The sequence below is a fragment of the Citrobacter sp. RHB20-C16 genome (assembly GCF_013890155.1).
GTDB lineage: Bacteria > Pseudomonadota > Gammaproteobacteria > Enterobacterales > Enterobacteriaceae > Citrobacter_A > Citrobacter_A amalonaticus.
This window is the reverse complement of record NZ_CP057630.1, coordinates 429,408-455,141: the sequence shown is the minus strand read 5'-3', so window position 1 is coordinate 455,141 and position 25,734 is coordinate 429,408. Positions and strand designations below refer to the sequence as shown.

The following is a 25,734-nucleotide window of genomic DNA, read 5'->3' as shown; positions in this document are numbered from 1 at the left end:
TTCCTCCGATTAGGCTACGTAGCAGATAATTTCGCCACCAAGACCAGCCTGGCGCGCTGCACGATCAGTCATAACACCTTTAGAGGTAGAAACAACCGCGATACCCAGACCCGCCATAACTTTCGGCAGCTCATCTTTACGTTTATAGATGCGCAGACCTGGGCGACTGACACGCTGAATGCTTTCTACAACAGCTTTACCCTGGAAATACTTAAGAGTCAGTTCCAGTTCCGGCTTGGTGTCGCCTTCAACTTTAAAATCTTCAATAAAACCTTCTTCCTTCAGCACGTTGGCAATTGCCACTTTCAGCTTGGAGGAAGGCATGGTGACCGCAGCTTTGTTCGCGGCCTGACCGTTACGGATACGGGTCAGCATATCCGCGATCGGATCTTGCATGCTCATCTGTCTTTACTCCCGTGATTCAATTGGTGACAATTACCAGCTAGCCTTTTTCAAGCCTGGTACTTCACCGCGCATAGCGGCTTCACGTAGCTTGATACGGCTCAACCCGAACTTGCCCACATAACCATGTGGACGACCTGTTTGACGGCAGCGGTTACGCTGACGAGACGGGCTGGAATCACGCGGCAGAGACTGCAGCTTAAGAACAGCGTTCCAACGATCTTCGTCGGAAGCGTTCACATCAGAGATGATCGCTTTCAGTTCAGCGCGTTTCGCGAAGTATTTATCAGCTAAAGCTACGCGTTTTACTTCGCGTGCTTTCATTGATTGCTTAGCCATTCAGTAACCCTACCTTACTTGCGGAACGGGAAGTCAAAGGCAGCCAGCAGAGCACGGCCTTCTTCGTCAGATTTCGCAGTAGTGGTAATGGTAATATCCAAACCACGAACGCGGTCGACTTTATCGTAGTCGATTTCTGGGAAGATGATCTGCTCACGGACACCCATGCTGTAGTTACCACGACCGTCGAATGACTTAGCGGACAAGCCACGGAAGTCACGGATACGCGGTACAGCAATAGTGATCAGGCGCTCAAAGAACTCCCACATGCGTTCGCCACGCAGAGTTACTTTACAGCCGATCGGATAGCCCTGACGGATTTTGAAGCCTGCAACAGATTTGCGTGCTTTGGTGATCAACGGCTTTTGACCGGAGATTGCTGTCAGATCAGCTGCTGCATTATCCAGCAGTTTCTTGTCAGCGATCGCTTCACCAACACCCATGTTCAGGGTGATCTTCTCGACCCGAGGGACTTGCATGACAGAATTGTAGTTAAACTCAGTCATGAGTTTATTAACTACTTCGTCTTTGTAGTAATCATGCAGTTTCGCCATCGTACTACTCCAAATTACTTGATAGTTTCGCTGTTAGACTTGAAGAAACGGACTTTTTTGCCGTCTTCGAATCTAAAGCCTACACGGTCAGCCTTGCCGGTTGCCGCATTGAAGATTGCAATGTTAGAGATCTGAATAGCTGCTTCTTTCTCTACAATGCCGCCTGGTTGGTTCAGAGCCGGAACCGGCTTCTGGTGTTTCTTAACCAGGTTGATACCTTCAACGATGACCTTGCCGGAAGACAGGACATTCTTAACTTTACCGCGTTTACCTTTATCTTTACCGGTTAACACGATAACTTCGTCATCACGACGGATTTTCGCTGCCATGATTCGCTCCTTAGAGTACTTCTGGTGCCAGAGAGATAATTTTCATGAACTTCTCGTTGCGAAGTTCACGAGTTACCGGCCCAAAAATACGCGTACCGATAGGCTGCTCGCTGTTATTGTTTAAAATAACGCATGCATTACCATCGAAGCGAATGACAGAACCGTCCGGGCGACGAACACCCTTCTTGGTGCGCACCACTACCGCCTTCAGCACATCACCTTTTTTGACCTTACCACGCGGAATTGCTTCTTTGATGGTGATCTTGATGATGTCGCCTACGCCTGCGTAGCGACGGTGCGAGCCACCCAGAACCTTGATACACATTACGCGACGTGCACCGGAGTTGTCGGCGACGTTCAGCATAGTCTGTTCTTGGATCATTTTAGTGCTCCGCTAATGTCAACTACTACTGAGACCCGAAATCAGGTCGTTAAAAAAGCCCCATATCGAGGGCGCGGCATTATAACACCGCTCTCAGGATATGGGTAGAAAAAATAAACGGCCCATCGCTGAGCCGTTTATTCGTTGAGAACGCGTACTGTATTACAGAACCGCTTTCTCTACAACGCGAACCAGCGTCCAGGACTTAGTCTTGGACAGCGGACGGCATTCACGGATTTCAACCTTGTCGCCGATACCGCATTCGTTGTTCTCGTCATGTACGTGCAGTTTGGTCGTACGCTTAATGAATTTACCGTAGATCGGGTGTTTCACAAAACGTTCGATAGCAACAACAATGGATTTCTCCATTTTGTCGCTAACAACGCGACCTTGCAGAGTACGGATTTTATCGGTCATTACGCACCCGCCTTCTCAGTCAGTAAAGTCTTAACGCGTGCGACATCACGACGCACTTGCTTCAACAGGTGAGACTGTTGCAGCTGGCCACTTGCAGCCTGCATACGCAGGTTGAACTGCTCACGCAGCAGGTTCAGCAGCTCGGTGTTCAGCTCTTCAACACTCTTCTCACGCAGCTCTTTTGCTTTCATTACATCACCGTCTTAGTTACAAAGGTGGTTTTAATCGGCAGTTTCGCTGCTGCCAGCTTGAATGCTTCACGGGCCAGCTCTTCCGGTACGCCGTCCATTTCATACAGGACTTTACCCGGCTGAATCAAGGCAACCCAATACTCCACGTTACCTTTACCTTTACCCATACGCACTGCCAGCGGCTTTTCAGTGATCGGTTTGTCCGGGAATACACGGATCCAGATCTTACCTTGACGCTTAACTGCACGGGTCATAGCACGACGTGCTGCTTCGATCTGACGGGCAGTCAGACGACCACGGCCAACAGCTTTCAGACCGAAGCTGCCGAAGCTAACATCCGCGCCAGCAGCCAGACCGCGGTTACGGCCTTTGTGCATTTTACGGAATTTTGTACGCTTTGGTTGTAACATCAGCGACGCTCCTTATTTACGGCCTTTACGCTGCTGCTTTTTAGGTTGAGCAGCCGGTTTTTCCGGTTGTTCAACAGCAGCCATACCACCCAGGATCTCGCCTTTGAAGATCCATACCTTAACGCCGATTACACCGTAAGTGGTGTGCGCTTCAGAGGTGTTGTAGTCGATGTCAGCACGCAGAGTGTGCAGCGGTACGCGACCTTCGCGGTACCATTCGGTACGTGCGATTTCCGCGCCGCCCAGACGGCCGCTAACTTCAACTTTGATCCCTTTAGCGCCCAGACGCATTGCGTTCTGTACAGCACGCTTCATCGCACGACGGAACATAACACGACGTTCCAGCTGAGAAGTGATGCTGTCAGCAACCAGTTTTGCGTCCAGTTCAGGTTTACGAACTTCGGCGATATTGATCTGTGCAGGAACGCCAGCGATATCCGCTACGACCTTACGCAGTTTTTCTACGTCTTCACCTTTCTTACCGATAACGATACCCGGGCGAGCAGTGTGAATAGTCACACGGATGCTCTTAGCCGGACGCTCGATAACGATACGAGATACGGACGCTTTAGCCAGTTCCTTAGTCAGGTACTGACGTACTTTAAAATCGCTGTCCAGGTTGTCAGCGAATTCTTTGGTGTTCGCAAACCAGGTTGAGTTCCATGGTTTTACAATACCCAGGCGAATACCATTAGGATGTACTTTCTGACCCATTGCTAGTCTCCAGAGTCTCAGCGATCGGACACAACCACAGTGATGTGGCTGGTGCGCTTCAGGATGCGATCTGCACGACCTTTTGCACGCGGCATAATGCGCTTCATGCTCGGGCCTTCGTCTACGAAAATTTTCGTAACTTTCAGATCGTCAATGTCAGCGCCATCGTTGTGTTCAGCGTTAGCAATGGCAGATTCCAGTACCTTCTTGACCAGTACAGCCGCTTTCTTGTTGGTGTAGGTCAGAATATCCAGAGCCTGCGACACTTTCTTACCGCGAATCAGGTCAGCAACAAGGCGAACCTTCTGAGCAGAAGAACGAGCATGGCGATGTTTAGCGATAGTTTCCATCTCTTCCTCCTACCTTATTTCTTCTTCGCTTTTTTATCAGCAGCATGGCCGCGATAAGTACGAGTCGGTGCGAATTCACCCAGTTTGTGACCGACCATTTCATCGGTTACAAATACTGGAACGTGCTGACGACCATTATGGACAGCGATGGTCAAACCGATCATGTTAGGAAAGATCGTTGAACGACGGGACCAAGTGCGCAGGGGCTTCTTGTCTCCGCTTTCCACCGCTTTCTCTACCTTCTTCAGCAAGTGCAGGTCAATAAAAGGACCTTTCTTGAGAGAACGTGGCATGGCTTATCCTCTAAAATTATTTGCTACGGCGACGTACGATGAATTTATCAGTACGCTTGTTGCTGCGGGTCTTCTTACCTTTGGTCTGAACGCCCCACGGAGTTACCGGGTGCTTACCAAAGTTACGACCTTCACCACCACCATGTGGGTGGTCGACTGGGTTCATCGCGGTACCGCGAACGGTCGGACGAACACCACGCCAGCGTGCAGCACCTGCTTTACCCAGAACGCGCAGCATATGCTCAGCATTGCCAACTTCGCCCAGAGTTGCACGGCAGTCTGCTTCGACTTTACGCATTTCACCAGAACGCAGACGCAGGGTGACATAAGCACCATCACGAGCAACGATCTGAACGTAAGTACCAGCGGAACGTGCCAGCTGACCGCCTTTACCTGGTTTCATTTCTACGTTATGAACGGTAGAACCAACCGGGATATTGCGCATCGGCAGGGTGTTGCCTGGTTTGATTGCAGCATCAACGCCAGATTGGATCTGGTCGCCCGCTTTCAGGCCTTTAGGGGCCAGGATGTAACGGCGCTCACCGTCTTTGTACAGAACCAGCGCGATGTTCGCGGAACGGTTCGGATCGTACTCAAGACGTTCAACAACTGCCGGAATACCATCTTTGTTGCGTTTGAAGTCAACAATACGGTATGCCTGCTTGTGGCCACCACCGATATGACGGGTGGTGATACGGCCATTGTTGTTACGACCACCGGATTTGCTGTTTTTTTCCAGCAACGGAGCAAAAGGTTTGCCCTTGTGCAGCTCAGGGTTAACCACTTTAACTACGTGGCGACGACCCGGAGATGTCGGTTTACATTTAACAACTGCCATTGTATTACTCCTCCGACTTACTCAGCGCCGCCAACGAAGTCCAGATTCTGGCCTTCCTTCAGGGTGACGTAAGCTTTTTTCCAGTCGCTACGACGACCGATACGCTGTCCGTGACGTTTAACTTTCCCTTTAACAACCAGGGTGTTAACGACTTCGACTTCGACTTCAAACAGTTTCTGCACAGCAGCTTTGATCTCTGCTTTGGTCGCGTCTTTAGCAACTTTGAGAACGATGGTGTTAGTTTTTTCCATCGCAGTAGACGCTTTTTCAGAAACGTGCGGTGCACGCAGCACCTTCAGCAGACGTTCTTCACGAATCATGCCAGCATCTCCTCAACTTGCTTAACAGCATCAGCAGTCATTACGACTTTGTCGAAGGCGATCAGGCTAACCGGGTCGATACCAGTTGCATCGCGTACGTCAACCTTGTGCAGGTTGCGCGCAGCCAGGAACAGGTTTTCGTCCAGCTCACCGGTGATGATCAGCACATCTTCCAGAGCCATGTCTTTCAGTTTCTGTGCCAGCAGCTTAGTTTTAGGCGCTTCTACAGAGAACTTCTCGACAACGATCAGACGATCCTGACGTACCAGTTCGGACAGAATGCTTTTCAGCGCGCCGCGGTACATCTTTTTGTTTACTTTTTGACTGTGGTCCTGCGGACGAGCAGCGAAGGTTACGCCACCGGAACGCCAGATCGGGCTCTTGATAGAACCTGAACGCGCACGGCCGGTACCTTTCTGGCGCCACGGTTTTTTGCCTGAACCAGTTACTTCAGCACGAGTCTTCTGAGCACGAGTACCCTGACGAGCACCAGCTGCATAAGCAACAACAACCTGGTGAACCAGCGCTTCGTTGAAATCACGACCGAAGGTAGTTTCGGAAACAGTCAGCGCGCTCTGCGCGTCTTTCAATACTAATTCCATTGCTATCCCCTTACGCCTTCACAGCTGGTTTAACGATCAGGTCGCAACCGGTCGCACCCGGAACACCACCTTTAACCAGCAGCAGGTTGCGCTCAGCGTCAACGCGTACTACGTCAAGGCTCTGAACGGTTACACGCTCGTTACCCATCTGGCCTGCCATTTTCTTGCCTTTGAACACTTTGCCCGGAGTCTGGTTCTGACCGATAGAACCCGGAACGCGGTGAGACAAGGAGTTACCGTGAGTCGCGTCCTGGGTACGGAAGTTCCAGCGCTTAACGGTACCTGCGAAACCTTTACCTTTAGAGGTACCGGTTACGTCAACTTTTTTAACGTCAGCAAACAGTTCAACGCTAATGCTCTGACCAACAGTGAATTCTTCACCATCTGCCAGACGGAACTCCCACAGGCCGCGGCCAGCTTCTACGCCAGCTTTAGCAAAGTGACCAGCTTCCGGCTTGGTTACACGGTTAGCTTTTTTAGCACCCGTGGTAACCTGAATAGCACGATAGCCATCGCTAGCCAGATCTTTAACCTGAGTAACGCGGTTTGCTTCAACTTCGATTACGGTTACTGGGATAGATACGCCATCTTCAGTGAAGATGCGGGTCATACCCACTTTTTTACCGACTAAACCAATCATTGTATCAACCTCTCAATCGCTCGATGACCTGATTAACCCAGGCTGATCTGCACGTCTACACCGGCAGCCAGGTCCAGACGCATCAGAGCATCAACGGTTTTTTCAGTTGGCTCAACGATGTCAACCAGACGCTTGTGAGTACGAATCTCGTACTGATCACGCGCGTCTTTGTTGACGTGCGGAGAGATCAGAACGGTGAAACGCTCTTTGCGGGTCGGCAGCGGGATCGGACCACGGACTTGCGCACCAGTGCGCTTAGCAGTCTCGACGATTTCCGCGGTTGATTGATCGATCAGACGATGATCAAACGCTTTAAGGCGGATACGGATTCTTTGGTTCTGCATGAGACCAGAGCTCCAATTATTTTATAAACGAAAATGATTACTCCTCAGACCCATTACGATTGATGGGAGAGTGTAACCGTTCTTACGTAGCTCCCCGATTGGGAGCATTGTTAGACAGCCAAATCGGCTATCCGAGGTTCAGATCGAACCTGCCGTCAATTAAGACAAGCCCGCGCATTATACGCAAATATCAGTCTGAAGCAAGTGTCGCGTAGATATTAAACACTTCGCGCGTAATGCGAACAGGGTTCCGGGATTGTATGTTGTGAAAGAAACGCAGCGGATTTACTGGAAAGCATCCCGCAATACCCATAATAGCGCCTTGCTCCCTTATCAACCTTCTTTAAAGTAACGCCATGGTTGATGGAGGATGACACGATGTCTGCTGCCCTACCCTTTCTGCTGCTGTATACCGCATTGTCTTTAACTCTGAGTTTCTGCGATATGCGCAGCAGACGACTGCCGGACCGGTTTACCTGCCCGTTGCTGTGGGGTGGATTCATCTTTCACCTGTGCATCATCCCGACACAACTTGCCGATGCCGTATGGGGCGCCGTCGCGGGTTACGCCAGCTTTGCCTTTATCTACTGGAGTTATTGGCTGCTTCGTAAGCGAGAAGGACTCGGCTATGGTGATGTGAAATTCCTTGCCGCACTAGGTGCCTGGCATGGGTGGATGTTTTTGCCTTCATTAGTCTTTTGGGCGGCGCTACTGGGGTGTTTCGGTATCGTGGTTGTGGGGATAGTGCATGGAAAGTCGGCATTAAAAAACCCGCTGCCTTTTGGGCCATTTCTGGCAGCTGCGGGTTTCATCACCGGATATTGTCGTCTCACCTCAGGGGCGATTAGCTGGTCACTTTGATTTGCGACTGCAGATAATTTTGCAGGCCAATTTTCGAGATGAGATCCAGTTCTGTCTCCAGCCAGTCGATATGTCCTTCTTCATCCGCAAGGATTTCGATCATCATATCCCGGCTGACATAATCATGAACGGTATCGGCATAGGCGATAGCTTCACGTAAGTTTTTCGCCCCTTCGAGCTCTAACCGAAGATCGGACTGCAGCATCTCTTCGACATCTTCGCCAATCCCCAATTTGCCGAGATCCTGTAGGTTCGGGATCCCTTCCAGAAACAAAATACGCTCAATATATTTATCCGCGTGTTTCATTTCATCGATGGATTCATGGTACTCGATCTCATTGAGGCGAGTCAGGCCCCAATTTTTGAACATACGTGCATGGAGAAAATACTGGTTGATCGCGACAAGCTCATTTCCCAATAGTTTATTGAGATAATTTATGATTTTAACATCACCTTTCATTTTATAGTCCCTCCGCTTCCACTCTCCAGAGCATAGATGGGGCTACAGGGATGTCAAAAAAAAGAGTGTGACTCAGGCGATCTCTTTAAATTCTGGCATTTGCATTAATTCATCCTGCATGACTTCGCGTGCCGCACGAACGCATTTACCGCATTGATTTCCCACAGGAATAAACTTGCGTAACTGCTGGAAGGATTGAGGATGAAACTGACGTACCGCCTGGCGAATTTTTTTATCACTTACACCATTACACAAACAAACGTACATGATCGCTCCCGTTCAATTTCTGCGCAAAGTGTAAATGAGAATAGTTATAATTACAATAGCACAATTATCTCTACGTAACGGGAGCGGAGTTAAAATTGCGAAGAAATGTGACAAGACAAATAATGGCAGCAAAAAGGGCGCCGAAGCGCCCTTTTTAAGTGCAGAACTAATGAGTAATTATTAGCTCATTACTTTAGCAACAACGCCCGCACCTACAGTACGGCCGCCTTCACGGATTGCGAAACGCAGACCATCGTCCATCGCGATCGGGTGGATCAGGGTAACAACCATTTTGATGTTGTCGCCCGGCATTACCATCTCAACGCCTTCCGGCAGTTCGATGGTACCAGTCACGTCAGTCGTACGGAAGTAGAACTGTGGACGGTAGCCTTTGAAGAACGGAGTATGACGGCCGCCTTCGTCTTTGGACAGGATGTACACTTCAGATTCGAATTTGGTGTGCGGCTTGATGGAACCCGGCTTAGCCAGTACCTGACCACGTTCGATTTCTTCACGTTTGATACCACGCAGCAGAACACCAACGTTCTCACCCGCACGGCCTTCGTCCAGCAGTTTGCGGAACATTTCAACGCCAGTACAGGTAGACTTGGCAGTCTCTTTGATACCAACGATTTCAACTTCTTCGCCCACTTTGATGATACCGCGTTCTACACGACCGGTAACAACGGTACCACGACCGGAGATGGAGAATACGTCTTCGATCGGCAGCAGGAACGGCTTGTCAATCGCACGCTCTGGTTCCGGGATGTAAGAATCCAGGAAGCCAGCCAGTTCGATGATTTTCGCTTCCCACTCTGCTTCGCCTTCCAGCGCTTTCAGAGCAGAACCACGAACGATCGGGGTGTCGTCGCCCGGGAAATCGTACTGAGACAGAAGTTCACGAACTTCCATTTCTACCAGTTCCAGCAGCTCTTCGTCATCAACCATGTCGCATTTGTTCAGGAACACGATGATGTACGGAACGCCTACCTGACGACCCAGCAGGATGTGCTCACGAGTCTGCGGCATCGGGCCGTCAGTCGCAGCAACAACCAGGATCGCGCCGTCCATCTGCGCAGCACCGGTGATCATGTTTTTAACATAGTCGGCGTGGCCCGGGCAGTCTACGTGTGCGTAGTGGCGAGTCGGGGTGTCATATTCAACGTGAGAAGTGTTGATGGTGATACCACGAGCTTTTTCTTCCGGCGCGTTATCGATCTGGTCGAATGCACGAGCAGCACCGCCGTAGGTTTTAGCCAGTACGGTAGTGATTGCAGCAGTCAGGGTAGTTTTACCGTGGTCAACGTGGCCGATGGTGCCGACGTTAACGTGCGGTTTTGTACGTTCAAATTTTTCTTTAGACACGGCTATATTCCTTACTATAGCGCTCTCCCCTTGTGGAGAGAGCACGGGACTTAGGTTTTAATCCTGTGGATTATTTACCACGGGCTTCGATTACGGCCTGAGCAACGTTGTTCGGTGCATCATCATACTTCAGGAATTCCATAGTGTATGATGCGCGACCTTTGGTCAGAGAACGCAGCTGAGTTGCATATCCGAACATTTCAGACAGCGGAACTTCAGCGTGGATCTTAACGCCAGTGACTTCGGATTCCTGACCGCGCAGCATACCGCGACGACGGCTCAAGTCACCGATAACATCACCGGTGTTTTCTTCCGGCGTTTCTACCTCAACCTTCATGATTGGCTCAAGCAGAACTGGTTTAGCTTTCTTAAAGCCTTCTTTAAAGGCAATAGACGCAGCCAGTTTAAACGCCAGTTCAGAGGAGTCAACGTCATGGTAAGAACCGAAGTGCAGACGAACACCCATATCAACAACCGGGTAACCTGCCAGCGGACCGGCTTTCAGCTGCTCCTGGATACCTTTATCAACGGCAGGGATGTATTCGCCAGGGATTACACCACCTTTAATGTCGTTGATGAACTCGTAGCCTTTCGGGTTAGAACCCGGCTCCAGCGGGTACATGTCGATAACAACATGACCATACTGACCGCGACCACCAGACTGCTTGGCGTGTTTACCTTCGATATCGGTAACTTTCGCACGAATCGCTTCGCGGTAAGCAACCTGAGGTTTACCGACGTTCGCTTCAACGTTGAATTCACGCTTCATACGGTCAACGATGATGTCGAGGTGCAGTTCACCCATACCGGCGATAATGGTCTGGTTAGATTCTTCGTCAGTCCATACGCGGAATGACGGGTCTTCTTTAGCCAGACGGCCCAGAGCCAGACCCATTTTTTCCTGGTCAGCTTTGGTTTTCGGTTCTACGGCGATGGAGATTACCGGCTCAGGGAATTCCATACGCTCCAGAATGATCGGCGCATCCGGGTCACACAGGGTGTCACCAGTGGTTACGTCTTTCAGACCGATCGCAGCAGCGATGTCGCCCGCGCGAACTTCTTTGATCTCTTCACGTTTGTTAGCGTGCATCTGAACGATACGACCAAAACGCTCACGTGCAGCTTTCACGGAGTTCAGTACGGTATCACCAGAGTTAACCACACCGGAGTACACACGGAAGAAGGTCAGGTTACCCACGAACGGGTCAGTAGCGATTTTGAATGCCAGTGCAGAGAAAGGCTCTTCGTCGCTTGCGTGACGCTCAGCAGGCGTGTCTTTACCGTCGTCCAGGATACCGTTGATCGCAGGTACGTCAACCGGGGATGGCAGGTAATCAATTACCGCATCCAGCATCGCCTGAACACCCTTGTTCTTAAATGCAGAACCACAGGTTACCAGGATGATTTCGTTGTTCAGAACGCGCTGACGCAGAGCTTTTTTGATCTCTTCTTCAGTCAGTTCTTCACCACCCAGGTATTTCTCCATCAGCTCTTCAGAAGCTTCCGCTGCGGACTCGATCAGGTTCTGGTGCCATTCTTCAGCCAGTTCCTGCATGTCAGCCGGGATATCTTCGTAAGTGAAGGTAACGCCTGCATCTGCTTCGTTCCAGTTGATGGCTTTCATTTTCACCAGGTCAACAACACCGGTGAACGCTTCTTCAGCGCCAATCGCCAGCTGCAGCGGAACAGGGTTCGCGCCCAGACGGGTTTTGATCTGACCAACAACTTTCAGGAAGTTCGCACCCATACGGTCCATTTTGTTAACGAACGCAATGCGTGGAACTTTATATTTGTTTGCCTGACGCCATACGGTTTCAGACTGCGGCTGAACACCACCAACTGCGCAGTAAACCATTACCGCACCATCAAGAACACGCATGGAACGTTCTACTTCGATAGTGAAGTCAACGTGCCCCGGGGTGTCGATGATGTTTACGCGATGCGGTTCATACTGCTTAGCCATACCAGACCAGAATGCAGTAGTCGCTGCGGAAGTGATAGTAATACCACGTTCCTGCTCCTGCTCCATCCAGTCCATGGTGGCTGCGCCGTCATGAACTTCACCGATTTTATGGTTTACACCGGTGTAGAACAGAATACGTTCGGTAGTAGTGGTTTTACCGGCGTCGATGTGCGCACTGATACCGATGTTACGGTAGCGTGCGATGGGTGTTGTACGAGCCATTTGATTCCTCGTTTATCTTTTAGGCGTTCAATTTAAGTAGCCCAAAGCGGGCTGCTTACTGGAAGCGCCCGCCTGGTGACTAAAACTCCGAAGGGATTACCAACGGTAGTGTGCGAACGCCTTGTTGGCTTCGGCCATACGGTGAACGTCTTCACGTTTCTTAACTGCAGTACCTTTGTTTTCTGCAGCATCGGAAAGTTCGTTCGCCAGGCGCAGAGCCATGGATTTATCACCGCGTTTACGAGCAGCTTCAACGATCCAACGCATTGCCAGGGCATTACGACGAACCGGACGGACTTCAACTGGTACCTGATAAGTAGAACCACCAACGCGGCGAGACTTAACTTCGACAGTCGGGCGCACGTTTTCGAGAGCTACTTCGAAAGCTTCCAGTTCAGATTTACCAGAACGCTGAGCCAGGGTCTCCAGCGCGCTGTATACGATTGTTTCGGCAGTAGATTTTTTACCATCTACCATCAGGATATTTACAAATTTAGCCAGCAGTTCTGATCCGAACTTCGGATCCGGCAGAATTTTACGCTGACCAATGACGCGACGACGTGGCATGGAAATACTCCGTTGTTAATTCAGGATTGTCCAAAACTCTACGAGTTTAGTTTGACATTTAAGTTAAAACGTTTGGCCTTACTTAACGGAGAACCATTAAGCCTTAGGACGCTTCACGCCATACTTGGAGCGAGCTTGCTTACGGTCTTTAACGCCGGAACAGTCAAGCGCACCGCGTACGGTGTGGTAACGAACACCCGGGAGGTCTTTAACACGACCGCCACGGATCAGGATCACGGAGTGCTCCTGCAGGTTGTGACCTTCACCACCGATGTAGGAAGTCACTTCGAAACCGTTAGTCAGACGAACACGGCATACTTTACGCAGTGCGGAGTTCGGTTTTTTAGGAGTGGTAGTATATACACGAGTACATACACCACGTTTTTGCGGGCATGCTTCCAGCGCAGGCACGTTGCTTTTTGCAACTTTGCGAGCGCGTGGTTTGCGTACCAGCTGGTTAACTGTTGCCATTAAATAGCTCCTGGTTTTAGCTTTTGCTTCGTAAACACGTAATAAAACGACCTCATACAATATGAGGACGCCGAATTTTAGGGCGGTGTCGAAAAGGTGTCAAGAAATATACAACGATCACACAATCACCAGGCCATCTGGCTGGCGTGCTTAACCGTAAGTCTGACGAAGTCAGTATAGTCAACCCTGACGACACTGTCTGAAATTTGACCACCCAAACCCCGAGCGTCAATGTCTTCTTTCAGTGCATATACCGTTATGGGGGTGTTTTGCAGGCTTTCAAGGAAGCGACAGCCTTCGACTGCGGCGGTAACGCCATCCTGGAGCAACAAAAGTTCATCCCCTTCTGCAAGCAGGCGCAGGATTGCAGAGAAATCAGAGTGCCACGCGGAGCGGTGTAAAGTATGCAGCATGAAAACCTCAGAATCTCAGGATGACATCGTAGTTGCCCAGTTCACGACGCAGCGCGTCTGGTTCCAGCGGCGTCGTCTCAACGACAAAACTGGCCCCTTCTTCGAGTCCACGCTCGCGCAGCGAGGCGGCGCATAACCAGCACTGTTCGATATCGTACAATCCCAGCAGTTTGAAGGTCGCAATATAGTTGCGGGCCAGAATCACATCCGGCTTTTGTTCCTGCAGGATCTGAAAGACGCCATCACCTATAAAGAAGACGCCGATCTCTTCTGTTAACGCCGACGTCGCCAACAACGCGTCCAGCCCTTCACGGCCAGAAGCACTACCGTGCGGCACGGTGGAAAAGACAAAGGCAATACGTTTCATCAAAACTGTACCACGCGATCGCAGGTCAATGAGGCTTGTGCCAACGCGCCCAGTCCGCTGAGGGTAAAACCCGGCTGCAGATTGGCGGACGCCAGTCCCAGTCGGCCCGCTTCAGTTTCATCTACCACACCGCGGCGCAGCGCCGCCGCCACACAAATGTTCAGCTCAACGCCATGCTGTGTATTCATCTGTTGCCATGCCCGGACCAGATCAAATTCATCACTGGCCGGAGAGGTCAACTGGTTGGCGTTATACACCCCTTCCCGATAGAAAAAGACGCTGCTTAACGTATGGCCTTCTTCAAGCAAAGCCTGAGCAAACTGCAATGCGCTGCTCGCCTGCTGGGTACCATACGCCGGACCGGTAACCACAATGGCAAAACGCATTACTTATCTTGCCCCTGAAAGTCGCCGCTCTTGAACTGGCGAATATAGAGGTACACGGTGTGCTTGGAGATGTTCAGACGATCGGCGACCTGATTGATGGCATCCTTAATATCGAAGATACCCTTCTCATACAGATTCAGGACGATCTGGCGGTTCTTGGCATTATTGGAGACATTACGATCGGCGTTCACCTCTTCAATGGTGAACTCCAGCGTCTGCGTCACCAGATCTTCCACGGAAGAGGCGAAGTTAACAGACGATCCCACTTCCGGGGTCTCCGGGGGAATAAAGGTATTCATGATCTGCGAAAACGGGACATCAAGGTTCATGTTGATGCACAGCAGACCAATCACACGATGCTCGCGATTGCGAATGGCAATCGTCACTGACTTCATCAGAACGCCGCTTTTCGCACGGGTAAAGTAGCATTTGGAGACGCTGCTATCTGCACCGGTCATATCGTGCAGCATCCGCAACGCAAGGTCAGTAATCGGCGAACCGATTTTTCGTCCCGTATGTTCGCCGTTGGCAATGCGAATGGCGGAACATTTCAAATCCTGCAAAGAGTGCAATACGATTTCACAGTGGGAACCAATGAGCATCGCTAACCCGTCCACCACCGCTTCGTAGGATTTCAGAATATCAAAGTCGGTTTGATCGAAAGGACGTTGATCCAGTAAATCAAGCTCACTGGTTTCGTTGGTTAAAAGCGACCTGGACATGAAAAAAAACACTCCTTTTCAGGAGCCTGTCGTTATGTTTTCAGGGCAGGCTCATTAATTTTGTGGATGATTAAATTAATACAGTGGTGGTTCCACTTTCCACTATTAATTATATCCGGCCTGCACAAAAAAAACCGCCGCTCTGTTCGGCGGCGGTTCTCAGTTTTTATTTTTTAGCGGCATCAGCTGCTTTTGCATCAGCTTCAGCTGCTGCTTCTGGCTTGGCATCCGCCTTCGGTGCTGGCTTGATATCCAACAGTTCTACGTCGAATACCAGCGTGGAGTTAGCCGGGATCCCCGGAACGCCGGTTTTACCGTAAGCCAGTTCCGGTGGGATGACCATCTTAATCTTCCCACCTTTCTTAATGTTCTTCAGACCTTCAGTCCAGCCAGGGATCACACCGTCCAGACGGAAAGAGAGCGGTTCGCCACGGGTGTAGGAGTTATCAAACTCTTTACCGTCGATCAGCGTACCTTTGTAGTTCACCACCACCGTGTCGCTATCTTTCGGCGCTTCGCCTGTACCGGCTTTCTCAACTTTGTAGAGCAGGCCAGTCGAAGAGGTCTTCACATCTTTCTCTTTCGCAAACTTGGTGCGGAACTCTTTACCTTTGGCTTCGTTGTCAGCCGCGTCTTTTTCCATCTTCGCCTGGGCGGAAGCTTTCACGCGTGCTTCAAAAGCCTGCAGAGTCTGCTCGATTTCCTGGTCAGACAGTTTGCTCTTATCAGCAAACGCATCCTGCACACCGGCGATCAGCTGGTCTTTGTCCAGTTTGATGCCCAGTTTTTCCTGTTCTTTCAGGGAGTTTTCCATATAGCGGCCCAGCGATGCGCCCAGTGCGTAAGCCGATTTCTGGTCGTCATTTTTGAACGCAGCTTTGCTGTCAGCAGCGGCGGCGGCCGGTTTTGCGGCGTCCGCTGCGAAGGTGATTGGGGCGTGCAGAGCAACGGCCATCGTGGTCGCCAGCAGAGTGACTTTAAACAGTGATTTCATCCATATCTCCAGGGCCGGGGCATCTCACCCCATGGTTAACTTTACTATGAGAAGCGTACTATAAAGCGTTGTTGAACAAATCAACATACGGACATGCCTGATTCTCGCTCCTTTTGAGACTCTTTTTGTTTAAATTAGTTTCGACAAGACTGAATCAGGGCTGTGTATTCAGACAAAGTTAAGTAGAATCCGCCGCGACCAGAGACAATCGATGAGGTGAATCATGCAGGACACAACGATGGAAACCCGGCTGGCCGAGCTGGAAAGTCGGCTGGCTTTTCAGGAAATCACCATTGAAGAGCTCAACGTAACGGTAACCGCTCACGAGATGGAAATGGCCAAATTGCGCGATCATCTGCGACTGCTGACGGAAAAGCTCAAAGCGAGCCAGCCTTCCCACATCGCCTCCCAGGCCGAAGAGACGCCACCGCCTCATTATTGAGACGTAAAAAAAGCGGGTTAAACCCGCTTTCTTGTATCCGATGGCACCAACACTTATCGGACGGTCTCATAAATACCCAAAGGATTTCGAGTCACCGCAAGGCGGCAAGCTTGAGCAAGCCCCGGGAGCATAGAAAACTATGTGACCGGGGTTCGAAAGCGCAGCCAACGCTGCGGTGGTTTGAAAGACGACGGGTATTAGTGGCAACCGCAGCCGCCGTTGCCTTTACCGCCGCCACCGCAGCAGCCTTCGCCGCCGTGCTCGTGACCGTGATCATGGCCGTGACCGCCGCAGCAGCCGTCGTGATCGTGGTCATGGTCGTGACCGTGCGCACCGTGAACGTGGCCGTGAGCCAGTTCTTCTTCGGTCGCTTCGCGGATCGCCACAACTTCAACGTTGAATTTCAGATTCTGACCCGCCAGCATGTGGTTGCCGTCAACCACAACGTGGTCGTCTTCCACTTCGGTAATTTCTACCGGTACCGGACCCTGGTCAGTTTCCGCCAGGAAACGCATGCCAACCTGCAGCTCATCAACGCCCATGAAGACGTCTTTTGGAACGCGCTGCACCAGGTTTTCATCATACTGACCGTAAGCGTCGTTCGCGCCTACCGCAACATCGAATTTGTCGCCAACATCGTGACCTTCCAGCGCTGTTTCCAGGCCAGAGATCAGGGAACCGTGACCATGCAGGTAGTCCAGCGGCGCACTCACCGGAGACTCATCAACCAACACACCGTCTTCTGTACGTACCTGATAGGCCAGGCTGACCACCAGGTCTTTTGCTACTTTCATGATATCTCCTGAGCGTGGGAAAATTGCTGGCGCAGATTGTAGCGGAAATCTGCACCTGTGTACCCTTTAGCTTAAAAAATCTCGGGCCATATCGCTAGTCTGGATGAAAGATCCCAATCACTTGCTCTTCTTTGCGAACGTGATCGCGGACTTCTTTATCCGCTTCCCGCATCTGATGTCCACACTTAACGCATTCAACAATATCAATATTATTCTCGCGCCACATCGCCAGAGAATCCTGCGCCTGGCAGGAAGGGCATTTCGCCCCTGCAATAAAACGTTTACGAATTGCCATACTTATCCTCTATTCGAATTCATCCCAGCCATCCAGTTGGCGTCGTTCTTGTTGCATCTCGCGCTGGAAAATCTCCTCCAGCTCGCGTCTGGCTTCTCTGGCGCGAGAGATTTGTACCGTATCAGCATGCATTGGGATGAGCTCCCTCAGCATCCGCATATCCAGCCGGCGGAAATGCAGTTGCGCCCGCTGCGCCTGATGGGGATGCATCCCCAACGACACCAGCGTTTTGCGTCCCAGTTCCAGCGCACTGGAAAAGGTCTCACGGGAAAACTGTGATACCCCTGCCTGTAATAACTCATGCGCTTCAACACGTCCGCGCGCTCGCGCAAGAATATGCAAATGCGGGAAATGCTGCTGACAGATCGCCACCAGCTTCATCGTATCTTCCGGTTCATTACAGGTAATGACGATAGATTCCGCCGCCTCTGCGCCCGCGGAACGTAGCAGATCCACCTGCGTCGCATCACCGTAATAGACCTTATAGCCATATTTACGCATCAGGTTCACCGCGCTGATGTCCCGCTCCAGCACGGTAATGCGCATTTTATTCGCCATCAGCAAACGGCCGATAACCTGACCAAAACGACCAAAGCCCACTACGATGACCTGCGGCTTATCATCCTCAACCCACGGCATTTCATCTTCTTCATCCGGGCCGTTAAGCTGGCGGGATAGCCATTTATCGATAAGCTTCATCAGCATCGGCGTGGTCATCATCGACAACGTGACGGTCACCAGCAAAAGCGCCATCTGATCGCCCTGAAACAACCGCTGCGACGACGCGGTTGAGAACAGCACAAAAGCGAACTCTCCGCCCTGGCTCAACACGCCCGCAAACTGCATTCTTTCAGAACTGCGCAGGCCGTACAGTCGCGCCAGCAGATAAAGCACCAACGTTTTGACCGCCACCAACACCCCCACGCTTGCCACAACCCACAGCAGATGGGTATACAGCACGCCCAGATTGAGTGACATCCCGACAGAAATAAAGAAGAGACCCAGCAGCAGTCCTTTAAACGGATCGATCGCGGTTTCCAGCTCATGCCGATATTCGCTTTCCGCTAACAGCACCCCGGCGATAAACGTGCCGAGCGCCATCGACAGCCCCAGCGCATCCATAAACAATGCCGATCCCAGCACCAGCAGCAGCGTGGCGGCGGTAAACACTTCACGCACGCCGGAGGCGGCAATAAACCGGAACACCGGACGCAGCAGATAGCGTCCACCAATCAGCATGCCAGCAAACGCCAGCACCTTCATACCGATCTTCATCCAGTCAAAGTCTTCATCGGCCGAACCGGCTAACAGCGGTACCAGCGCGAGCGCCGGGATCACCGCCAGATCCTGGAACAGCAAAACCGAAAAGCCCAACTGCCCGGATTCGCTGCGATTCATCCCTTTTTCGCGCATCAGTTGTAGTGCCATCGCAGTGGAAGACATTGCCAGGCCTATCCCGCCGACGACCGCCGCAGGCCACGAGAAATCGGTCAACATTAGCAGTCCGGCCAACAGCGCCGCACTCAGCAGAACCTGCGCCGCACCCACGCCAAAGATAGAACGCCGAAGCTGCCAGAGCTTCGACGGGTTCAGCTCCAGCCCAATAATAAACATCAGAAACACGACGCCGAGTTCAGAGAAGTGGAGAATCTCATCTACGTCGCTGATGAACCCCAGCCCCCACGGACCAATAGCAATCCCCGCAAGCAAATAGCCCAATACCGCGCCAATCCCCAGCCGCGATGCCAAAGGCACCGCAGCCACCGCCGCGAAGAGAAACAGCACTCCTGCCAGCATTAAATCAGAACCTTCCATCAGCGGCCTCCCACAGGAACGGGATGAGCAAGCCAGTCGCCATACGCTTTTGCATGGCTTTCCAGCTCCTGCACGCTTTGTCGTCTGGCCCAGTAGATAATAATGGGACTCAACCAGTGCATCCGGCACATCCCTGCCGTCAGTTCGAATGGCCGTAGTACATCGCTCATCGGATAGCGATTCAGCGCGTCATAGCGATAGGCGCTCTCCGGTTCCCCGGTTGTTATCACGCTCCGCCAGTACTTTCCCGCTAACTGATTTCCCCCGGGGCCGCTGGCAAAGCCACGGCTCAATACGCGGTCCAGCCACTCTTTCAGCAACGCCGGACAGCTATAGGTGTACAGCGGATGCTGAAACACGATCACGTCATGCTCACGCAGTAGCGCCTGCTCATGCGGGATATCGATAAAAAAATCAGGATAGTGCGCGTAGAGATCGTGCACCGTAACGTTGCTGAGCTGCGTGGCCGGCTTAAGCAGTACCCGGTTAGCCACCGAGTCCTGAGATTCCGGATGGGCATACAGCAGCAAGACCTTTGCTGGCTGAGACATCATCCCCCTCCCGGTTTATTTCTGTTTTTGTGTATCGTCGTCGTTTTGGGCTACCATTGCGGCCCGGTGCGGAAAATGGCCCACACCTTACATTATCATAATGATAAATTAACATAGTCTGAACATACGGCGCCTTATGATTGTTTTCTCCTCGTTACAAATTCGTCGCGGCGTGCGCGTCTTACTGGACAATGCCACTGCCACCATCAATCCGGGCCAGAAAGTGGGCCTGGTGGGTAAGAACGGCTGCGGGAAATCTACCCTGCTGGCATTGCTGAAAAATGAAATCAGCGCAGATGCCGGCGGTTTTACCTTTCCCGGTAGCTGGCAGCTGGCGTGGGTGAATCAGGAAACACCAGCCCTGCCCCAGCCCGCGCTGGAATATGTTATTGACGGTGACCGCGAATATCGTCAACTGGAAGCCCAGTTGCATGACGCTAACGAACGTAACGACGGACACGCCATTGCCACCGTCCACGGCAAGCTGGATGCCATCGACGCCTGGACCGTACGCTCCCGCGCAGCCAGCCTGTTGCATGGTCTCGGTTTCTCTAATGAACAACTGGAACGTCCAGTCAGCGACTTTTCCGGCGGCTGGCGTATGCGTCTCAACCTGGCTCAGGCGCTGATTTGTCGCTCCGATCTCCTCCTGCTCGATGAACCAACCAACCACCTCGATCTGGATGCGGTTATCTGGCTGGAAAAATGGCTAAAGAGCTATCAGGGCACTCTGATTCTGATCTCTCACGACCGTGATTTCCTCGATCCGGTTGTGGATAAAATCATTCATATCGAACAGCAAACGATGTTCGAGTACACCGGCAACTACAGCGCGTTTGAAATTCAGCGTGCCACGCGTCTGGCCCAGCAACAGGCGATGTATGAAAGCCAGCAGGAGCGCGTGGCGCATCTGCAAAGCTATATCGATCGCTTCCGCGCCAAAGCCACGAAAGCAAAACAGGCACAGAGCCGTATTAAGATGCTGGAACGCATGGAGCTGATTGCCCCGGCGCATGTCGATAACCCGTTCCATTTCAGCTTCCGGGCGCCGGAAAGCCTGCCGAATCCGCTCTTGAAGATGGAGAAAGTGAGCGCCGGTTACGGCGAACGCATCATTCTGGATTCAATCAAACTGAACCTGGTGCTAGGATCGCGTATTGGTTTGCTGGGACGTAACGGTGCGGGTAAATCCACGCTCATTAAACTGTTGGCGGGCGAACTCGCGCCGGTGAGCGGTGAAATTGGCCTGGCAAAAGGCATTAAGCTCGGGTATTTCGCCCAGCATCAACTTGAGTATTTGCGCGCGGATGAGTCGCCGTTGCAGCATCTGGTGCGACTGGCGCCACAAGAACTGGAACAGAAACTACGCGATTACCTGGGTGGCTTCGGCTTTCAGGGCGATAAAGTCAGCGAAGAGACGCGTCGTTTCTCCGGCGGTGAAAAAGCGCGACTGGTGCTGGCGCTGATCGTCTGGCAGCGTCCGAACCTGCTGCTGCTCGATGAACCGACTAACCACCTTGATCTCGACATGCGCCAGGCATTAACCGAAGCGCTGATTGAATTTGAAGGCGCGCTGGTGGTCGTATCGCACGACCGCCATTTGCTGCGCTCCACAACCGACGACCTGTATCTGGTGCATGACCGCAAGGTCGAGCCGTTCGATGGCGATCTGGAAGATTATCAGCAGTGGCTGAGCGATGTGCAGAAGCAGGAAAGCCAGTCCGACGAGACGCCGAAAGAGAACATCAACAGCGCGCAAGCGCGTAAAGATCAGAAGCGTCGGGAAGCTGAACTGCGGACGCAAACCCAGCCGCTGCGTAAAGAGATCGCCCGTCTGGAAAAAGAGATGGAGAAGCTGAACGCACAGCTGGCGCAGGCAGAAGAGAAGCTGGGTGACAGCGAACTTTACGACCAGAGCCGCAAAGCCGAGCTGACGGAATGTCTGCAACAGCAGGCCAGCGCCAAAGCCGGGCTGGAAGCGTGCGAACTGGCCTGGCTGGATGCCCAGGAACAGCTTGAGCAGATGCTGAGCGAGTAACGGTGATGACACACGTAATCCTTCACGACCCAGAGATGCCAAATGGCAGCAGTGACGAATTTCGCCCGATGCGCGGTATCAGTAACTGCCATCTACAGACCATGTTGCCGCGTTTGATCCGCCGAAAGGTGAATTTCGACGCCCACTGGCAGCGTCTGGAATTGCCCGACGGCGACTTTGTCGATCTGGCATGGAGTGAAGATCCGCATCAGGCGAAGCACAAGCCGCGCCTGGTGGTCTTTCATGGTCTGGAAGGCAGCCTGAACAGTCCGTACGCACATGGCCTGATTGAAGCGGCAAAGAATCGTGGCTGGCTTGGCGTGGTGATGCACTTTCGCGGTTGCAGCGGCGAACCGAATCGCCTGAACCGTATTTATCACTCCGGTGAAACCGAAGACGGAACCTGGTTCTTAGGCTGGTTGCAGCGGGAATTTGGCCACGCGCCGACGGCCGCCGTAGGCTATTCGCTCGGCGGAAATATGTTGGCATGCCTGCTGGCTAAAGAAGGGAAAAACATCCCGCTTGATGCGGCGGTCATTGTCTCGGCTCCCTTTGTACTGGAAGCATGCAGCTATCATATGGATAAAGGCTTTTCCCGTATTTATCAGCGCTATCTGCTCAACCTGCTGAAAGCTAACGCATCGCGCAAGCTGGCGGCTTATCCAGGCTCGCTGCCGGTGAGCCTGGCGCAGTTGAAGTCCCTGCGCCGGATCCGTGAGTTTGACGATCTGATCACTGCCAAAATTCACGGCTTCGCCGATGCTATCGACTACTATCGTCAGTGCAGTGCCATGCCCTTGCTCAGCGACATCGCCATTCCGACGCTGATCATTCACGCGAAAGACGACCCGTTTATGGATCATCATGTGATCCCCAAAGCAGAAGATTTACCGCCGCAGGTGGAATATCAGTTAACCGAACATGGCGGGCACGTTGGATTTATTGGCGGGACGCTACGTCGGCCAGAAATGTGGCTGGAATCGCGCATCCCTGACTGGCTGACACCGTATCTGGAGGCCTAATCATGCAAATCCCCTGGCAGGACCTTTCCCCCGAGACGCTGGACAATCTGATCGAAAGCTTTGTGTTGCGCGAAGGTACCGATTATGGTGAACATGAACGTACCCTTGAACAAAAAGTCGCCGACGTCAAACGCCAGTTACAGTGTGGCGAAGCGGTGCTGGTGTGGTCTGAGTTGCACGAAACCGTCAATATCATGCCGCGCAAGCAATTTCGCGAATAACCCGCACGCTATCGGCCGACTATAATAAAAAATCAATTTATTGATGGAGTTAACATGTCTGCCAAACATCCGGTGATTGCGGTAACAGGATCCAGCGGCGCGGGGACCACCACCACCAGCCTCGCGTTCCGTAAAATTTTTGCGCAGCTCAACCTGCGCGCAGCCGAGGTGGAAGGCGACAGTTTTCACCGCTATACCCGTCCGGAAATGGATATGGCGATCCGCAAAGCACGCGACGCCGGACGCCACATCAGCTATTTTGGCCCCGACGCCAATGACTTCGGTCTACTGGAGCAGACGTTTATCGAGTACGGTCAGACGGGCAAAGGCCAGTCGCGTAAATATCTGCATACCTATGATGAAGCCGTGCCATGGAATCAGGTACCGGGGACGTTTACCCCGTGGCAACCCCTGCCGGAACCCACTGACGTATTGTTCTATGAAGGCCTGCACGGCGGCGTCGTCACGCCCCAGCATGAGGTCGCAAGACATGTTGATCTCCTGGTCGGCGTGGTCCCCATCGTTAACCTGGAGTGGATCCAGAAGCTTATCCGCGACACCAGCGAGCGAGGCCATTCTCGTGAAGCGGTGATGGATTCGGTAGTGCGTTCGATGGACGACTATATCAACTACATCACGCCGCAGTTCTCCCGCACCCACATTAACTTCCAGCGCGTTCCCACCGTCGACACCTCGAACCCATTCGCGGCCAAAGGCATTCCGTCACTGGATGAGAGCTTTGTCGTGATTCATTTCCGTAATCTGGAAGGAATCGATTTCCCCTGGTTGCTGGCGATGCTGCAGGGGTCATTCATTTCCCACATCAATACATTGGTGGTACCCGGCGGCAAAATGGGGCTGGCAATGGAACTCATCATGTTGCCGCTGGTGCAGCGACTGATGGAAGGCAAGAAGATCGAATAAACGATGGGAAGTGCGCGATGGCGCTACGCTTATCGGGCCTACAAATCAGGGAACTGTAGGCCGGACCAGGCGCTAGCCGCCATCCGGCGACAGGAAAAATTACGCCGCAATCACTTCATACGAATGGGTAATGTTGACCGCTTTTCCCAGCATCAGCGCCACAGAGCAGTACTTCTCCGCTGACAGGTCGACCGCACGCGAAACGGCGGCATCTTTCAGATCGTTACCGGTGACAATAAAGTGCAGATTGATGTGGGTGAACAGGCGTGGCGCCTCTTCGCGACGTTCTGACGTCAGTTTCACTTCGCAGTTCGTCACATCCTGACGGCCTTTTTGCAGGATAGAAACCACGTCAATGGCGCTGCAACCGCCCGCTGCCATCAACACCATTTCCATCGGGCTCGGCGCTTTATCACCAGAGTTACCGTCCATCAAAATCTGGTGTCCGGAAGCCGACTCACCAAGGAAGGTTAACCCCTCAACCCATTTAACACGCGCTTGCATATTTTTTAACTCCAGTGCGTCAATTTTCCTGACAGATTACGCGTACATAACAATTCTCGCAACGGAAGGCGACCTCCGTCATGCTGAAGCGAGACACCAGGAGACACACGGCTAAAGCTATGCTAAAACAGTCAGGATGCTACAGTAATACATTGATGTACTGCATGTATGCAGAGGACTTCACATTAAAGGCTGCAGTGAGTTTTTGACAGCCTCTTCCCAGGACGCGGGAAGCACATTTTTGCAACCCCAGAGACAGCGGCATTTTTTGGCTCTGGAGACAGCTTATAACAGAGGATAATCGCGCATGGTGCTTGGCAAACCGCAAACAGACCCGACACTTGAATGGTTCTTGTCTCATTGCCACATTCATAAGTACCCGTCCAAGAGCACGCTGATTCACCAGGGTGAAAAAGCAGAAACGTTGTACTACATCGTTAAGGGCTCAGTGGCAGTGTTGATTAAGGATGAGGAAGGGAAAGAAATGATCCTTTCTTATCTGAATCAGGGTGATTTTATTGGCGAACTGGGCCTGTTTGAAGAAGGCCAGGAACGTAGCGCATGGGTTCGGGCGAAAACAGCGTGTGAAGTGGCTGAAATTTCTTACAAGAAATTCCGTCAGTTGATCCAGGTGAACCCGGATATTCTGATGCGCCTCTCTTCCCAAATGGCTCGCCGTCTGCAAGTCACTTCAGAGAAAGTCGGTAACCTGGCCTTCCTCGACGTGACCGGTCGTATCGCCCAGACTCTGCTGAATCTGGCGAAACAACCTGATGCGATGACTCACCCGGACGGCATGCAGATCAAAATCACTCGCCAGGAGATTGGCCAGATCGTTGGCTGCTCTCGCGAAACCGTTGGTCGTATTCTGAAGATGCTGGAAGATCAGAACCTGATCTCCGCTCACGGTAAAACGATCGTCGTTTACGGCACTCGTTAATCTCA

At 52.1% G+C, this 25,734-nt stretch carries 39 protein-coding genes; 7 read left to right on the top strand and 32 right to left on the bottom strand.

Annotated elements, in window-relative coordinates; genetic code table 11:
- Window positions 1-9 precede the first annotated feature (9 nt).
- From rpsH to rpsJ, 16 genes are all read right to left on the bottom strand, one after another.
- Window positions 10-402, bottom strand: coding sequence for a 30S ribosomal protein S8 (gene rpsH / locus HVX64_RS02155; RefSeq protein ID WP_000062611.1), 393 nt, complete (start codon window positions 400-402; stop codon window positions 10-12).
- Between the two features lie 33 nt (window positions 403-435).
- Window positions 436-741 carry a 30S ribosomal protein S14 gene (gene rpsN / locus HVX64_RS02150; protein ID WP_001118929.1) on the bottom strand — a complete coding sequence of 102 codons (306 nt, stop codon included), beginning with the start codon at window positions 739-741 and terminating at the stop codon, window positions 436-438.
- A gap of 14 nt (window positions 742-755) precedes the next feature.
- Entirely contained in the window at window positions 756-1,295 is a 540-nt protein-coding gene (rplE, locus tag HVX64_RS02145; RefSeq protein WP_001096206.1) for a 50S ribosomal protein L5, read from the bottom strand.
- Between the two features lie 14 nt (window positions 1,296-1,309).
- Window positions 1,310-1,624, bottom strand: coding sequence for a 50S ribosomal protein L24 (rplX, locus tag HVX64_RS02140; RefSeq protein ID WP_015962742.1), 315 nt, complete (start codon window positions 1,622-1,624; stop codon window positions 1,310-1,312).
- 10 nt (window positions 1,625-1,634) lie between these two features.
- Window positions 1,635-2,006, bottom strand: a complete 372-nt coding sequence (gene rplN / locus HVX64_RS02135; RefSeq protein ID WP_000613954.1) for a 50S ribosomal protein L14 — start codon at window positions 2,004-2,006, stop codon at window positions 1,635-1,637.
- A 162-nt stretch (window positions 2,007-2,168) separates the two neighbouring features.
- Window positions 2,169-2,423, bottom strand: a complete 255-nt coding sequence (rpsQ, locus tag HVX64_RS02130) for a 30S ribosomal protein S17 (protein WP_002438707.1) — start codon at window positions 2,421-2,423, stop codon at window positions 2,169-2,171.
- Window positions 2,423-2,614, bottom strand: a complete 192-nt coding sequence (gene rpmC / locus HVX64_RS02125) for a 50S ribosomal protein L29 (RefSeq protein ID WP_000644742.1) — start codon at window positions 2,612-2,614, stop codon at window positions 2,423-2,425. The genes rpsQ and rpmC overlap by 1 nt, the downstream gene beginning before the upstream one ends.
- Complete coding sequence (gene rplP / locus HVX64_RS02120) at window positions 2,614-3,024, bottom strand: 50S ribosomal protein L16 (protein WP_000941208.1); 411 nt, start codon at window positions 3,022-3,024, stop codon at window positions 2,614-2,616. The genes rpmC and rplP overlap by 1 nt, the downstream gene beginning before the upstream one ends.
- Window positions 3,025-3,036: 12 nt before the next feature.
- Complete coding sequence (gene rpsC, locus HVX64_RS02115) at window positions 3,037-3,738, bottom strand: 30S ribosomal protein S3 (RefSeq protein WP_000529945.1); 702 nt, start codon at window positions 3,736-3,738, stop codon at window positions 3,037-3,039.
- A 17-nt stretch (window positions 3,739-3,755) separates the two neighbouring features.
- Window positions 3,756-4,088, bottom strand: coding sequence for a 50S ribosomal protein L22 (gene rplV / locus HVX64_RS02110; protein WP_000447529.1), 333 nt, complete (start codon window positions 4,086-4,088; stop codon window positions 3,756-3,758).
- 14 nt (window positions 4,089-4,102) lie between these two features.
- Complete coding sequence (gene rpsS, locus HVX64_RS02105) at window positions 4,103-4,381, bottom strand: 30S ribosomal protein S19 (RefSeq protein ID WP_001138117.1); 279 nt, start codon at window positions 4,379-4,381, stop codon at window positions 4,103-4,105.
- Between the two features lie 16 nt (window positions 4,382-4,397).
- Window positions 4,398-5,219 (bottom strand): 50S ribosomal protein L2, encoded by an 822-nt coding sequence (rplB, locus tag HVX64_RS02100; RefSeq protein WP_000301864.1) that lies wholly within the window; start codon window positions 5,217-5,219, stop codon window positions 4,398-4,400.
- 17 nt (window positions 5,220-5,236) lie between these two features.
- Window positions 5,237-5,539: a 50S ribosomal protein L23 gene (gene rplW, locus HVX64_RS02095; RefSeq protein ID WP_000617546.1), complete on the bottom strand. Its 303-nt coding sequence runs from the start codon at window positions 5,537-5,539 to the stop codon at window positions 5,237-5,239.
- Entirely contained in the window at window positions 5,536-6,141 is a 606-nt protein-coding gene (rplD, locus tag HVX64_RS02090) for a 50S ribosomal protein L4 (RefSeq protein ID WP_000424395.1), read from the bottom strand. The genes rplW and rplD overlap by 4 nt, the downstream gene beginning before the upstream one ends.
- Before the next feature lie 10 nt (window positions 6,142-6,151).
- Window positions 6,152-6,781, bottom strand: coding sequence for a 50S ribosomal protein L3 (gene rplC / locus HVX64_RS02085; RefSeq protein WP_042998378.1), 630 nt, complete (start codon window positions 6,779-6,781; stop codon window positions 6,152-6,154).
- 32 nt (window positions 6,782-6,813) lie between these two features.
- Window positions 6,814-7,125 carry a 30S ribosomal protein S10 gene (gene rpsJ / locus HVX64_RS02080; protein ID WP_001181005.1) on the bottom strand — a complete coding sequence of 104 codons (312 nt, stop codon included), beginning with the start codon at window positions 7,123-7,125 and terminating at the stop codon, window positions 6,814-6,816.
- Between the two features lie 378 nt (window positions 7,126-7,503).
- On the opposite strand from rpsJ, the gene HVX64_RS02075 reads away from it, so the two are divergent.
- Window positions 7,504-7,986 (top strand): A24 family peptidase, encoded by a 483-nt coding sequence (locus tag HVX64_RS02075; RefSeq protein WP_042998379.1) that lies wholly within the window; start codon window positions 7,504-7,506, stop codon window positions 7,984-7,986.
- On the opposite strand, the gene bfr is transcribed toward HVX64_RS02075, so the two are convergent.
- The 11 genes from bfr to fkpA form a co-directional block, all read right to left on the bottom strand.
- Window positions 7,970-8,446 (bottom strand): bacterioferritin, encoded by a 477-nt coding sequence (bfr, locus tag HVX64_RS02070; RefSeq protein ID WP_042998380.1) that lies wholly within the window; start codon window positions 8,444-8,446, stop codon window positions 7,970-7,972. The genes HVX64_RS02075 and bfr overlap by 17 nt on opposite strands.
- Before the next feature lie 72 nt (window positions 8,447-8,518).
- Complete coding sequence (gene bfd / locus HVX64_RS02065) at window positions 8,519-8,713, bottom strand: bacterioferritin-associated ferredoxin (protein ID WP_012135433.1); 195 nt, start codon at window positions 8,711-8,713, stop codon at window positions 8,519-8,521.
- 180 nt (window positions 8,714-8,893) lie between these two features.
- Window positions 8,894-10,078: an elongation factor Tu gene (gene tuf / locus HVX64_RS02060; protein ID WP_003031109.1), complete on the bottom strand. Its 1,185-nt coding sequence runs from the start codon at window positions 10,076-10,078 to the stop codon at window positions 8,894-8,896.
- A gap of 70 nt (window positions 10,079-10,148) precedes the next feature.
- Window positions 10,149-12,263, bottom strand: coding sequence for an elongation factor G (gene fusA, locus HVX64_RS02055; RefSeq protein WP_042322790.1), 2,115 nt, complete (start codon window positions 12,261-12,263; stop codon window positions 10,149-10,151).
- 96 nt (window positions 12,264-12,359) lie between these two features.
- Window positions 12,360-12,830, bottom strand: coding sequence for a 30S ribosomal protein S7 (rpsG, locus tag HVX64_RS02050; protein WP_042998382.1), 471 nt, complete (start codon window positions 12,828-12,830; stop codon window positions 12,360-12,362).
- Window positions 12,831-12,926: 96 nt separating this feature from the next.
- Window positions 12,927-13,301 (bottom strand): 30S ribosomal protein S12, encoded by a 375-nt coding sequence (gene rpsL, locus HVX64_RS02045; RefSeq protein ID WP_000246815.1) that lies wholly within the window; start codon window positions 13,299-13,301, stop codon window positions 12,927-12,929.
- Between the two features lie 125 nt (window positions 13,302-13,426).
- Window positions 13,427-13,714, bottom strand: coding sequence for a sulfurtransferase complex subunit TusB (gene tusB / locus HVX64_RS02040; protein ID WP_042998383.1), 288 nt, complete (start codon window positions 13,712-13,714; stop codon window positions 13,427-13,429).
- Between the two features lie 7 nt (window positions 13,715-13,721).
- Complete coding sequence (gene tusC, locus HVX64_RS02035; protein WP_042998384.1) at window positions 13,722-14,081, bottom strand: sulfurtransferase complex subunit TusC; 360 nt, start codon at window positions 14,079-14,081, stop codon at window positions 13,722-13,724.
- On the bottom strand, window positions 14,081-14,467 hold the full coding sequence (gene tusD, locus HVX64_RS02030; RefSeq protein ID WP_042998385.1) for a sulfurtransferase complex subunit TusD: 387 nt from the start codon (window positions 14,465-14,467) through the stop codon (window positions 14,081-14,083). The genes tusC and tusD overlap by 1 nt, the downstream gene beginning before the upstream one ends.
- Window positions 14,467-15,189, bottom strand: a complete 723-nt coding sequence (locus HVX64_RS02025; RefSeq protein ID WP_042286247.1) for a transcriptional regulator — start codon at window positions 15,187-15,189, stop codon at window positions 14,467-14,469. The genes tusD and HVX64_RS02025 overlap by 1 nt, the downstream gene beginning before the upstream one ends.
- Window positions 15,190-15,355: 166 nt before the next feature.
- Entirely contained in the window at window positions 15,356-16,183 is an 828-nt protein-coding gene (gene fkpA / locus HVX64_RS02020; protein ID WP_044253447.1) for an FKBP-type peptidyl-prolyl cis-trans isomerase, read from the bottom strand.
- Window positions 16,184-16,406: 223 nt separating this feature from the next.
- Here fkpA and HVX64_RS02015 point away from each other — a divergent pair, with 223 nt between their 5' ends.
- A complete protein-coding gene (locus HVX64_RS02015; RefSeq protein ID WP_042998387.1) occupies window positions 16,407-16,625 on the top strand; it encodes a protein SlyX in 219 nt (72 codons plus the stop codon).
- A gap of 197 nt (window positions 16,626-16,822) precedes the next feature.
- On the opposite strand, the gene slyD is transcribed toward HVX64_RS02015, so the two are convergent.
- From slyD to kefG, 4 genes are all read right to left on the bottom strand, one after another.
- On the bottom strand, window positions 16,823-17,419 hold the full coding sequence (gene slyD / locus HVX64_RS02010; protein ID WP_042322804.1) for a peptidylprolyl isomerase: 597 nt from the start codon (window positions 17,417-17,419) through the stop codon (window positions 16,823-16,825).
- Between the two features lie 94 nt (window positions 17,420-17,513).
- On the bottom strand, window positions 17,514-17,714 hold the full coding sequence (locus tag HVX64_RS02005; protein ID WP_042998388.1) for a YheV family putative zinc ribbon protein: 201 nt from the start codon (window positions 17,712-17,714) through the stop codon (window positions 17,514-17,516).
- A gap of 9 nt (window positions 17,715-17,723) precedes the next feature.
- Window positions 17,724-19,529: a glutathione-regulated potassium-efflux system protein KefB gene (gene kefB, locus HVX64_RS02000; RefSeq protein ID WP_044253451.1), complete on the bottom strand. Its 1,806-nt coding sequence runs from the start codon at window positions 19,527-19,529 to the stop codon at window positions 17,724-17,726.
- Window positions 19,529-20,080 carry a glutathione-regulated potassium-efflux system ancillary protein KefG gene (gene kefG, locus HVX64_RS01995; protein WP_044253798.1) on the bottom strand — a complete coding sequence of 184 codons (552 nt, stop codon included), beginning with the start codon at window positions 20,078-20,080 and terminating at the stop codon, window positions 19,529-19,531. Before kefG ends, kefB begins: the two co-directional genes overlap by 1 nt.
- Window positions 20,081-20,216: 136 nt before the next feature.
- Between kefG and HVX64_RS01990 the strand changes: the two genes are divergently transcribed.
- Genes HVX64_RS01990 through HVX64_RS01975 form a run of 4 tightly spaced genes read left to right on the top strand, consistent with a single transcriptional unit; the run spans window position 20,217 to window position 24,285 of the window.
- Window positions 20,217-22,118, top strand: a complete 1,902-nt coding sequence (locus tag HVX64_RS01990; protein ID WP_044253454.1) for an ABC transporter ATP-binding protein — start codon at window positions 20,217-20,219, stop codon at window positions 22,116-22,118.
- Window positions 22,119-22,123: 5 nt separating this feature from the next.
- Window positions 22,124-23,140, top strand: a complete 1,017-nt coding sequence (locus HVX64_RS01985; RefSeq protein ID WP_080721655.1) for a hydrolase — start codon at window positions 22,124-22,126, stop codon at window positions 23,138-23,140.
- 2 nt (window positions 23,141-23,142) lie between these two features.
- Window positions 23,143-23,361 (top strand): YheU family protein, encoded by a 219-nt coding sequence (locus HVX64_RS01980; RefSeq protein WP_042998391.1) that lies wholly within the window; start codon window positions 23,143-23,145, stop codon window positions 23,359-23,361.
- A gap of 54 nt (window positions 23,362-23,415) precedes the next feature.
- The gene (locus HVX64_RS01975; protein ID WP_042998392.1) at window positions 23,416-24,285 is read left to right on the top strand and encodes a phosphoribulokinase; all 870 of its coding nucleotides are present in this window, start codon (window positions 23,416-23,418) and stop codon (window positions 24,283-24,285) included.
- Window positions 24,286-24,384: 99 nt separating this feature from the next.
- Here the strand turns inward: HVX64_RS01975 and HVX64_RS01970 are convergent, their stop codons facing one another.
- Entirely contained in the window at window positions 24,385-24,789 is a 405-nt protein-coding gene (locus tag HVX64_RS01970) for an OsmC family protein (protein ID WP_042998393.1), read from the bottom strand.
- A gap of 307 nt (window positions 24,790-25,096) precedes the next feature.
- Between HVX64_RS01970 and crp the strand changes: the two genes are divergently transcribed.
- Complete coding sequence (gene crp, locus HVX64_RS01965; protein ID WP_000242758.1) at window positions 25,097-25,729, top strand: cAMP-activated global transcriptional regulator CRP; 633 nt, start codon at window positions 25,097-25,099, stop codon at window positions 25,727-25,729.
- Window positions 25,730-25,734 lie beyond the last annotated feature (5 nt).

Bases quoted from the DNA above. Each gene is read 5' to 3' on its own strand.
- rpsL (WP_000246815.1), bottom strand. From the start codon at position 13,301: ATGGCAACAGTTAACCAGCTGGTACGCAAACCACGCGCTCGCAAAGTT.
- slyD (WP_042322804.1), bottom strand. From the start codon at position 17,419: ATGAAAGTAGCAAAAGACCTGGTGGTCAGCCTGGCCTATCAGGTACGT.
- rplP (WP_000941208.1), bottom strand. From the start codon at position 3,024: ATGTTACAACCAAAGCGTACAAAATTCCGTAAAATGCACAAAGGCCGT.
- HVX64_RS01990 (WP_044253454.1), top strand. From the start codon at position 20,217: ATGATTGTTTTCTCCTCGTTACAAATTCGTCGCGGCGTGCGCGTCTTA.
- rplC (WP_042998378.1), bottom strand. From the start codon at position 6,781: ATGATTGGTTTAGTCGGTAAAAAAGTGGGTATGACCCGCATCTTCACT.
- HVX64_RS01975 (WP_042998392.1), top strand. From the start codon at position 23,416: ATGTCTGCCAAACATCCGGTGATTGCGGTAACAGGATCCAGCGGCGCG.
- rpsH (WP_000062611.1), bottom strand. From the start codon at position 402: ATGAGCATGCAAGATCCGATCGCGGATATGCTGACCCGTATCCGTAAC.
- kefG (WP_044253798.1), bottom strand. From the start codon at position 20,080: ATGTCTCAGCCAGCAAAGGTCTTGCTGCTGTATGCCCATCCGGAATCT.
- HVX64_RS02015 (WP_042998387.1), top strand. From the start codon at position 16,407: ATGCAGGACACAACGATGGAAACCCGGCTGGCCGAGCTGGAAAGTCGG.
- crp (WP_000242758.1), top strand. From the start codon at position 25,097: ATGGTGCTTGGCAAACCGCAAACAGACCCGACACTTGAATGGTTCTTG.
- rplD (WP_000424395.1), bottom strand. From the start codon at position 6,141: ATGGAATTAGTATTGAAAGACGCGCAGAGCGCGCTGACTGTTTCCGAA.
- rpsS (WP_001138117.1), bottom strand. From the start codon at position 4,381: ATGCCACGTTCTCTCAAGAAAGGTCCTTTTATTGACCTGCACTTGCTG.
- rpsN (WP_001118929.1), bottom strand. From the start codon at position 741: ATGGCTAAGCAATCAATGAAAGCACGCGAAGTAAAACGCGTAGCTTTA.
- rplB (WP_000301864.1), bottom strand. From the start codon at position 5,219: ATGGCAGTTGTTAAATGTAAACCGACATCTCCGGGTCGTCGCCACGTA.
- rpsG (WP_042998382.1), bottom strand. From the start codon at position 12,830: ATGCCACGTCGTCGCGTCATTGGTCAGCGTAAAATTCTGCCGGATCCG.
- fusA (WP_042322790.1), bottom strand. From the start codon at position 12,263: ATGGCTCGTACAACACCCATCGCACGCTACCGTAACATCGGTATCAGT.
- bfd (WP_012135433.1), bottom strand. From the start codon at position 8,713: ATGTACGTTTGTTTGTGTAATGGTGTAAGTGATAAAAAAATTCGCCAG.
- bfr (WP_042998380.1), bottom strand. From the start codon at position 8,446: ATGAAAGGTGATGTTAAAATCATAAATTATCTCAATAAACTATTGGGA.
- HVX64_RS01985 (WP_080721655.1), top strand. From the start codon at position 22,124: ATGACACACGTAATCCTTCACGACCCAGAGATGCCAAATGGCAGCAGT.
- rpsC (WP_000529945.1), bottom strand. From the start codon at position 3,738: ATGGGTCAGAAAGTACATCCTAATGGTATTCGCCTGGGTATTGTAAAA.
- tusC (WP_042998384.1), bottom strand. From the start codon at position 14,081: ATGAAACGTATTGCCTTTGTCTTTTCCACCGTGCCGCACGGTAGTGCT.
- rplX (WP_015962742.1), bottom strand. From the start codon at position 1,624: ATGGCAGCGAAAATCCGTCGTGATGACGAAGTTATCGTGTTAACCGGT.
- tusB (WP_042998383.1), bottom strand. From the start codon at position 13,714: ATGCTGCATACTTTACACCGCTCCGCGTGGCACTCTGATTTCTCTGCA.
- fkpA (WP_044253447.1), bottom strand. From the start codon at position 16,183: ATGAAATCACTGTTTAAAGTCACTCTGCTGGCGACCACGATGGCCGTT.
- kefB (WP_044253451.1), bottom strand. From the start codon at position 19,529: ATGGAAGGTTCTGATTTAATGCTGGCAGGAGTGCTGTTTCTCTTCGCG.
- rplV (WP_000447529.1), bottom strand. From the start codon at position 4,088: ATGGAAACTATCGCTAAACATCGCCATGCTCGTTCTTCTGCTCAGAAG.
- HVX64_RS02005 (WP_042998388.1), bottom strand. From the start codon at position 17,714: ATGGCAATTCGTAAACGTTTTATTGCAGGGGCGAAATGCCCTTCCTGC.
- HVX64_RS01970 (WP_042998393.1), bottom strand. From the start codon at position 24,789: ATGCAAGCGCGTGTTAAATGGGTTGAGGGGTTAACCTTCCTTGGTGAG.
- rpsJ (WP_001181005.1), bottom strand. From the start codon at position 7,125: ATGCAGAACCAAAGAATCCGTATCCGCCTTAAAGCGTTTGATCATCGT.
- HVX64_RS02075 (WP_042998379.1), top strand. From the start codon at position 7,504: ATGTCTGCTGCCCTACCCTTTCTGCTGCTGTATACCGCATTGTCTTTA.
- rpsQ (WP_002438707.1), bottom strand. From the start codon at position 2,423: ATGACCGATAAAATCCGTACTCTGCAAGGTCGCGTTGTTAGCGACAAA.
- tusD (WP_042998385.1), bottom strand. From the start codon at position 14,467: ATGCGTTTTGCCATTGTGGTTACCGGTCCGGCGTATGGTACCCAGCAG.
- HVX64_RS01980 (WP_042998391.1), top strand. From the start codon at position 23,143: ATGCAAATCCCCTGGCAGGACCTTTCCCCCGAGACGCTGGACAATCTG.
- rplN (WP_000613954.1), bottom strand. From the start codon at position 2,006: ATGATCCAAGAACAGACTATGCTGAACGTCGCCGACAACTCCGGTGCA.
- rplW (WP_000617546.1), bottom strand. From the start codon at position 5,539: ATGATTCGTGAAGAACGTCTGCTGAAGGTGCTGCGTGCACCGCACGTT.
- rplE (WP_001096206.1), bottom strand. From the start codon at position 1,295: ATGGCGAAACTGCATGATTACTACAAAGACGAAGTAGTTAATAAACTC.
- rpmC (WP_000644742.1), bottom strand. From the start codon at position 2,614: ATGAAAGCAAAAGAGCTGCGTGAGAAGAGTGTTGAAGAGCTGAACACC.
- HVX64_RS02025 (WP_042286247.1), bottom strand. From the start codon at position 15,189: ATGTCCAGGTCGCTTTTAACCAACGAAACCAGTGAGCTTGATTTACTG.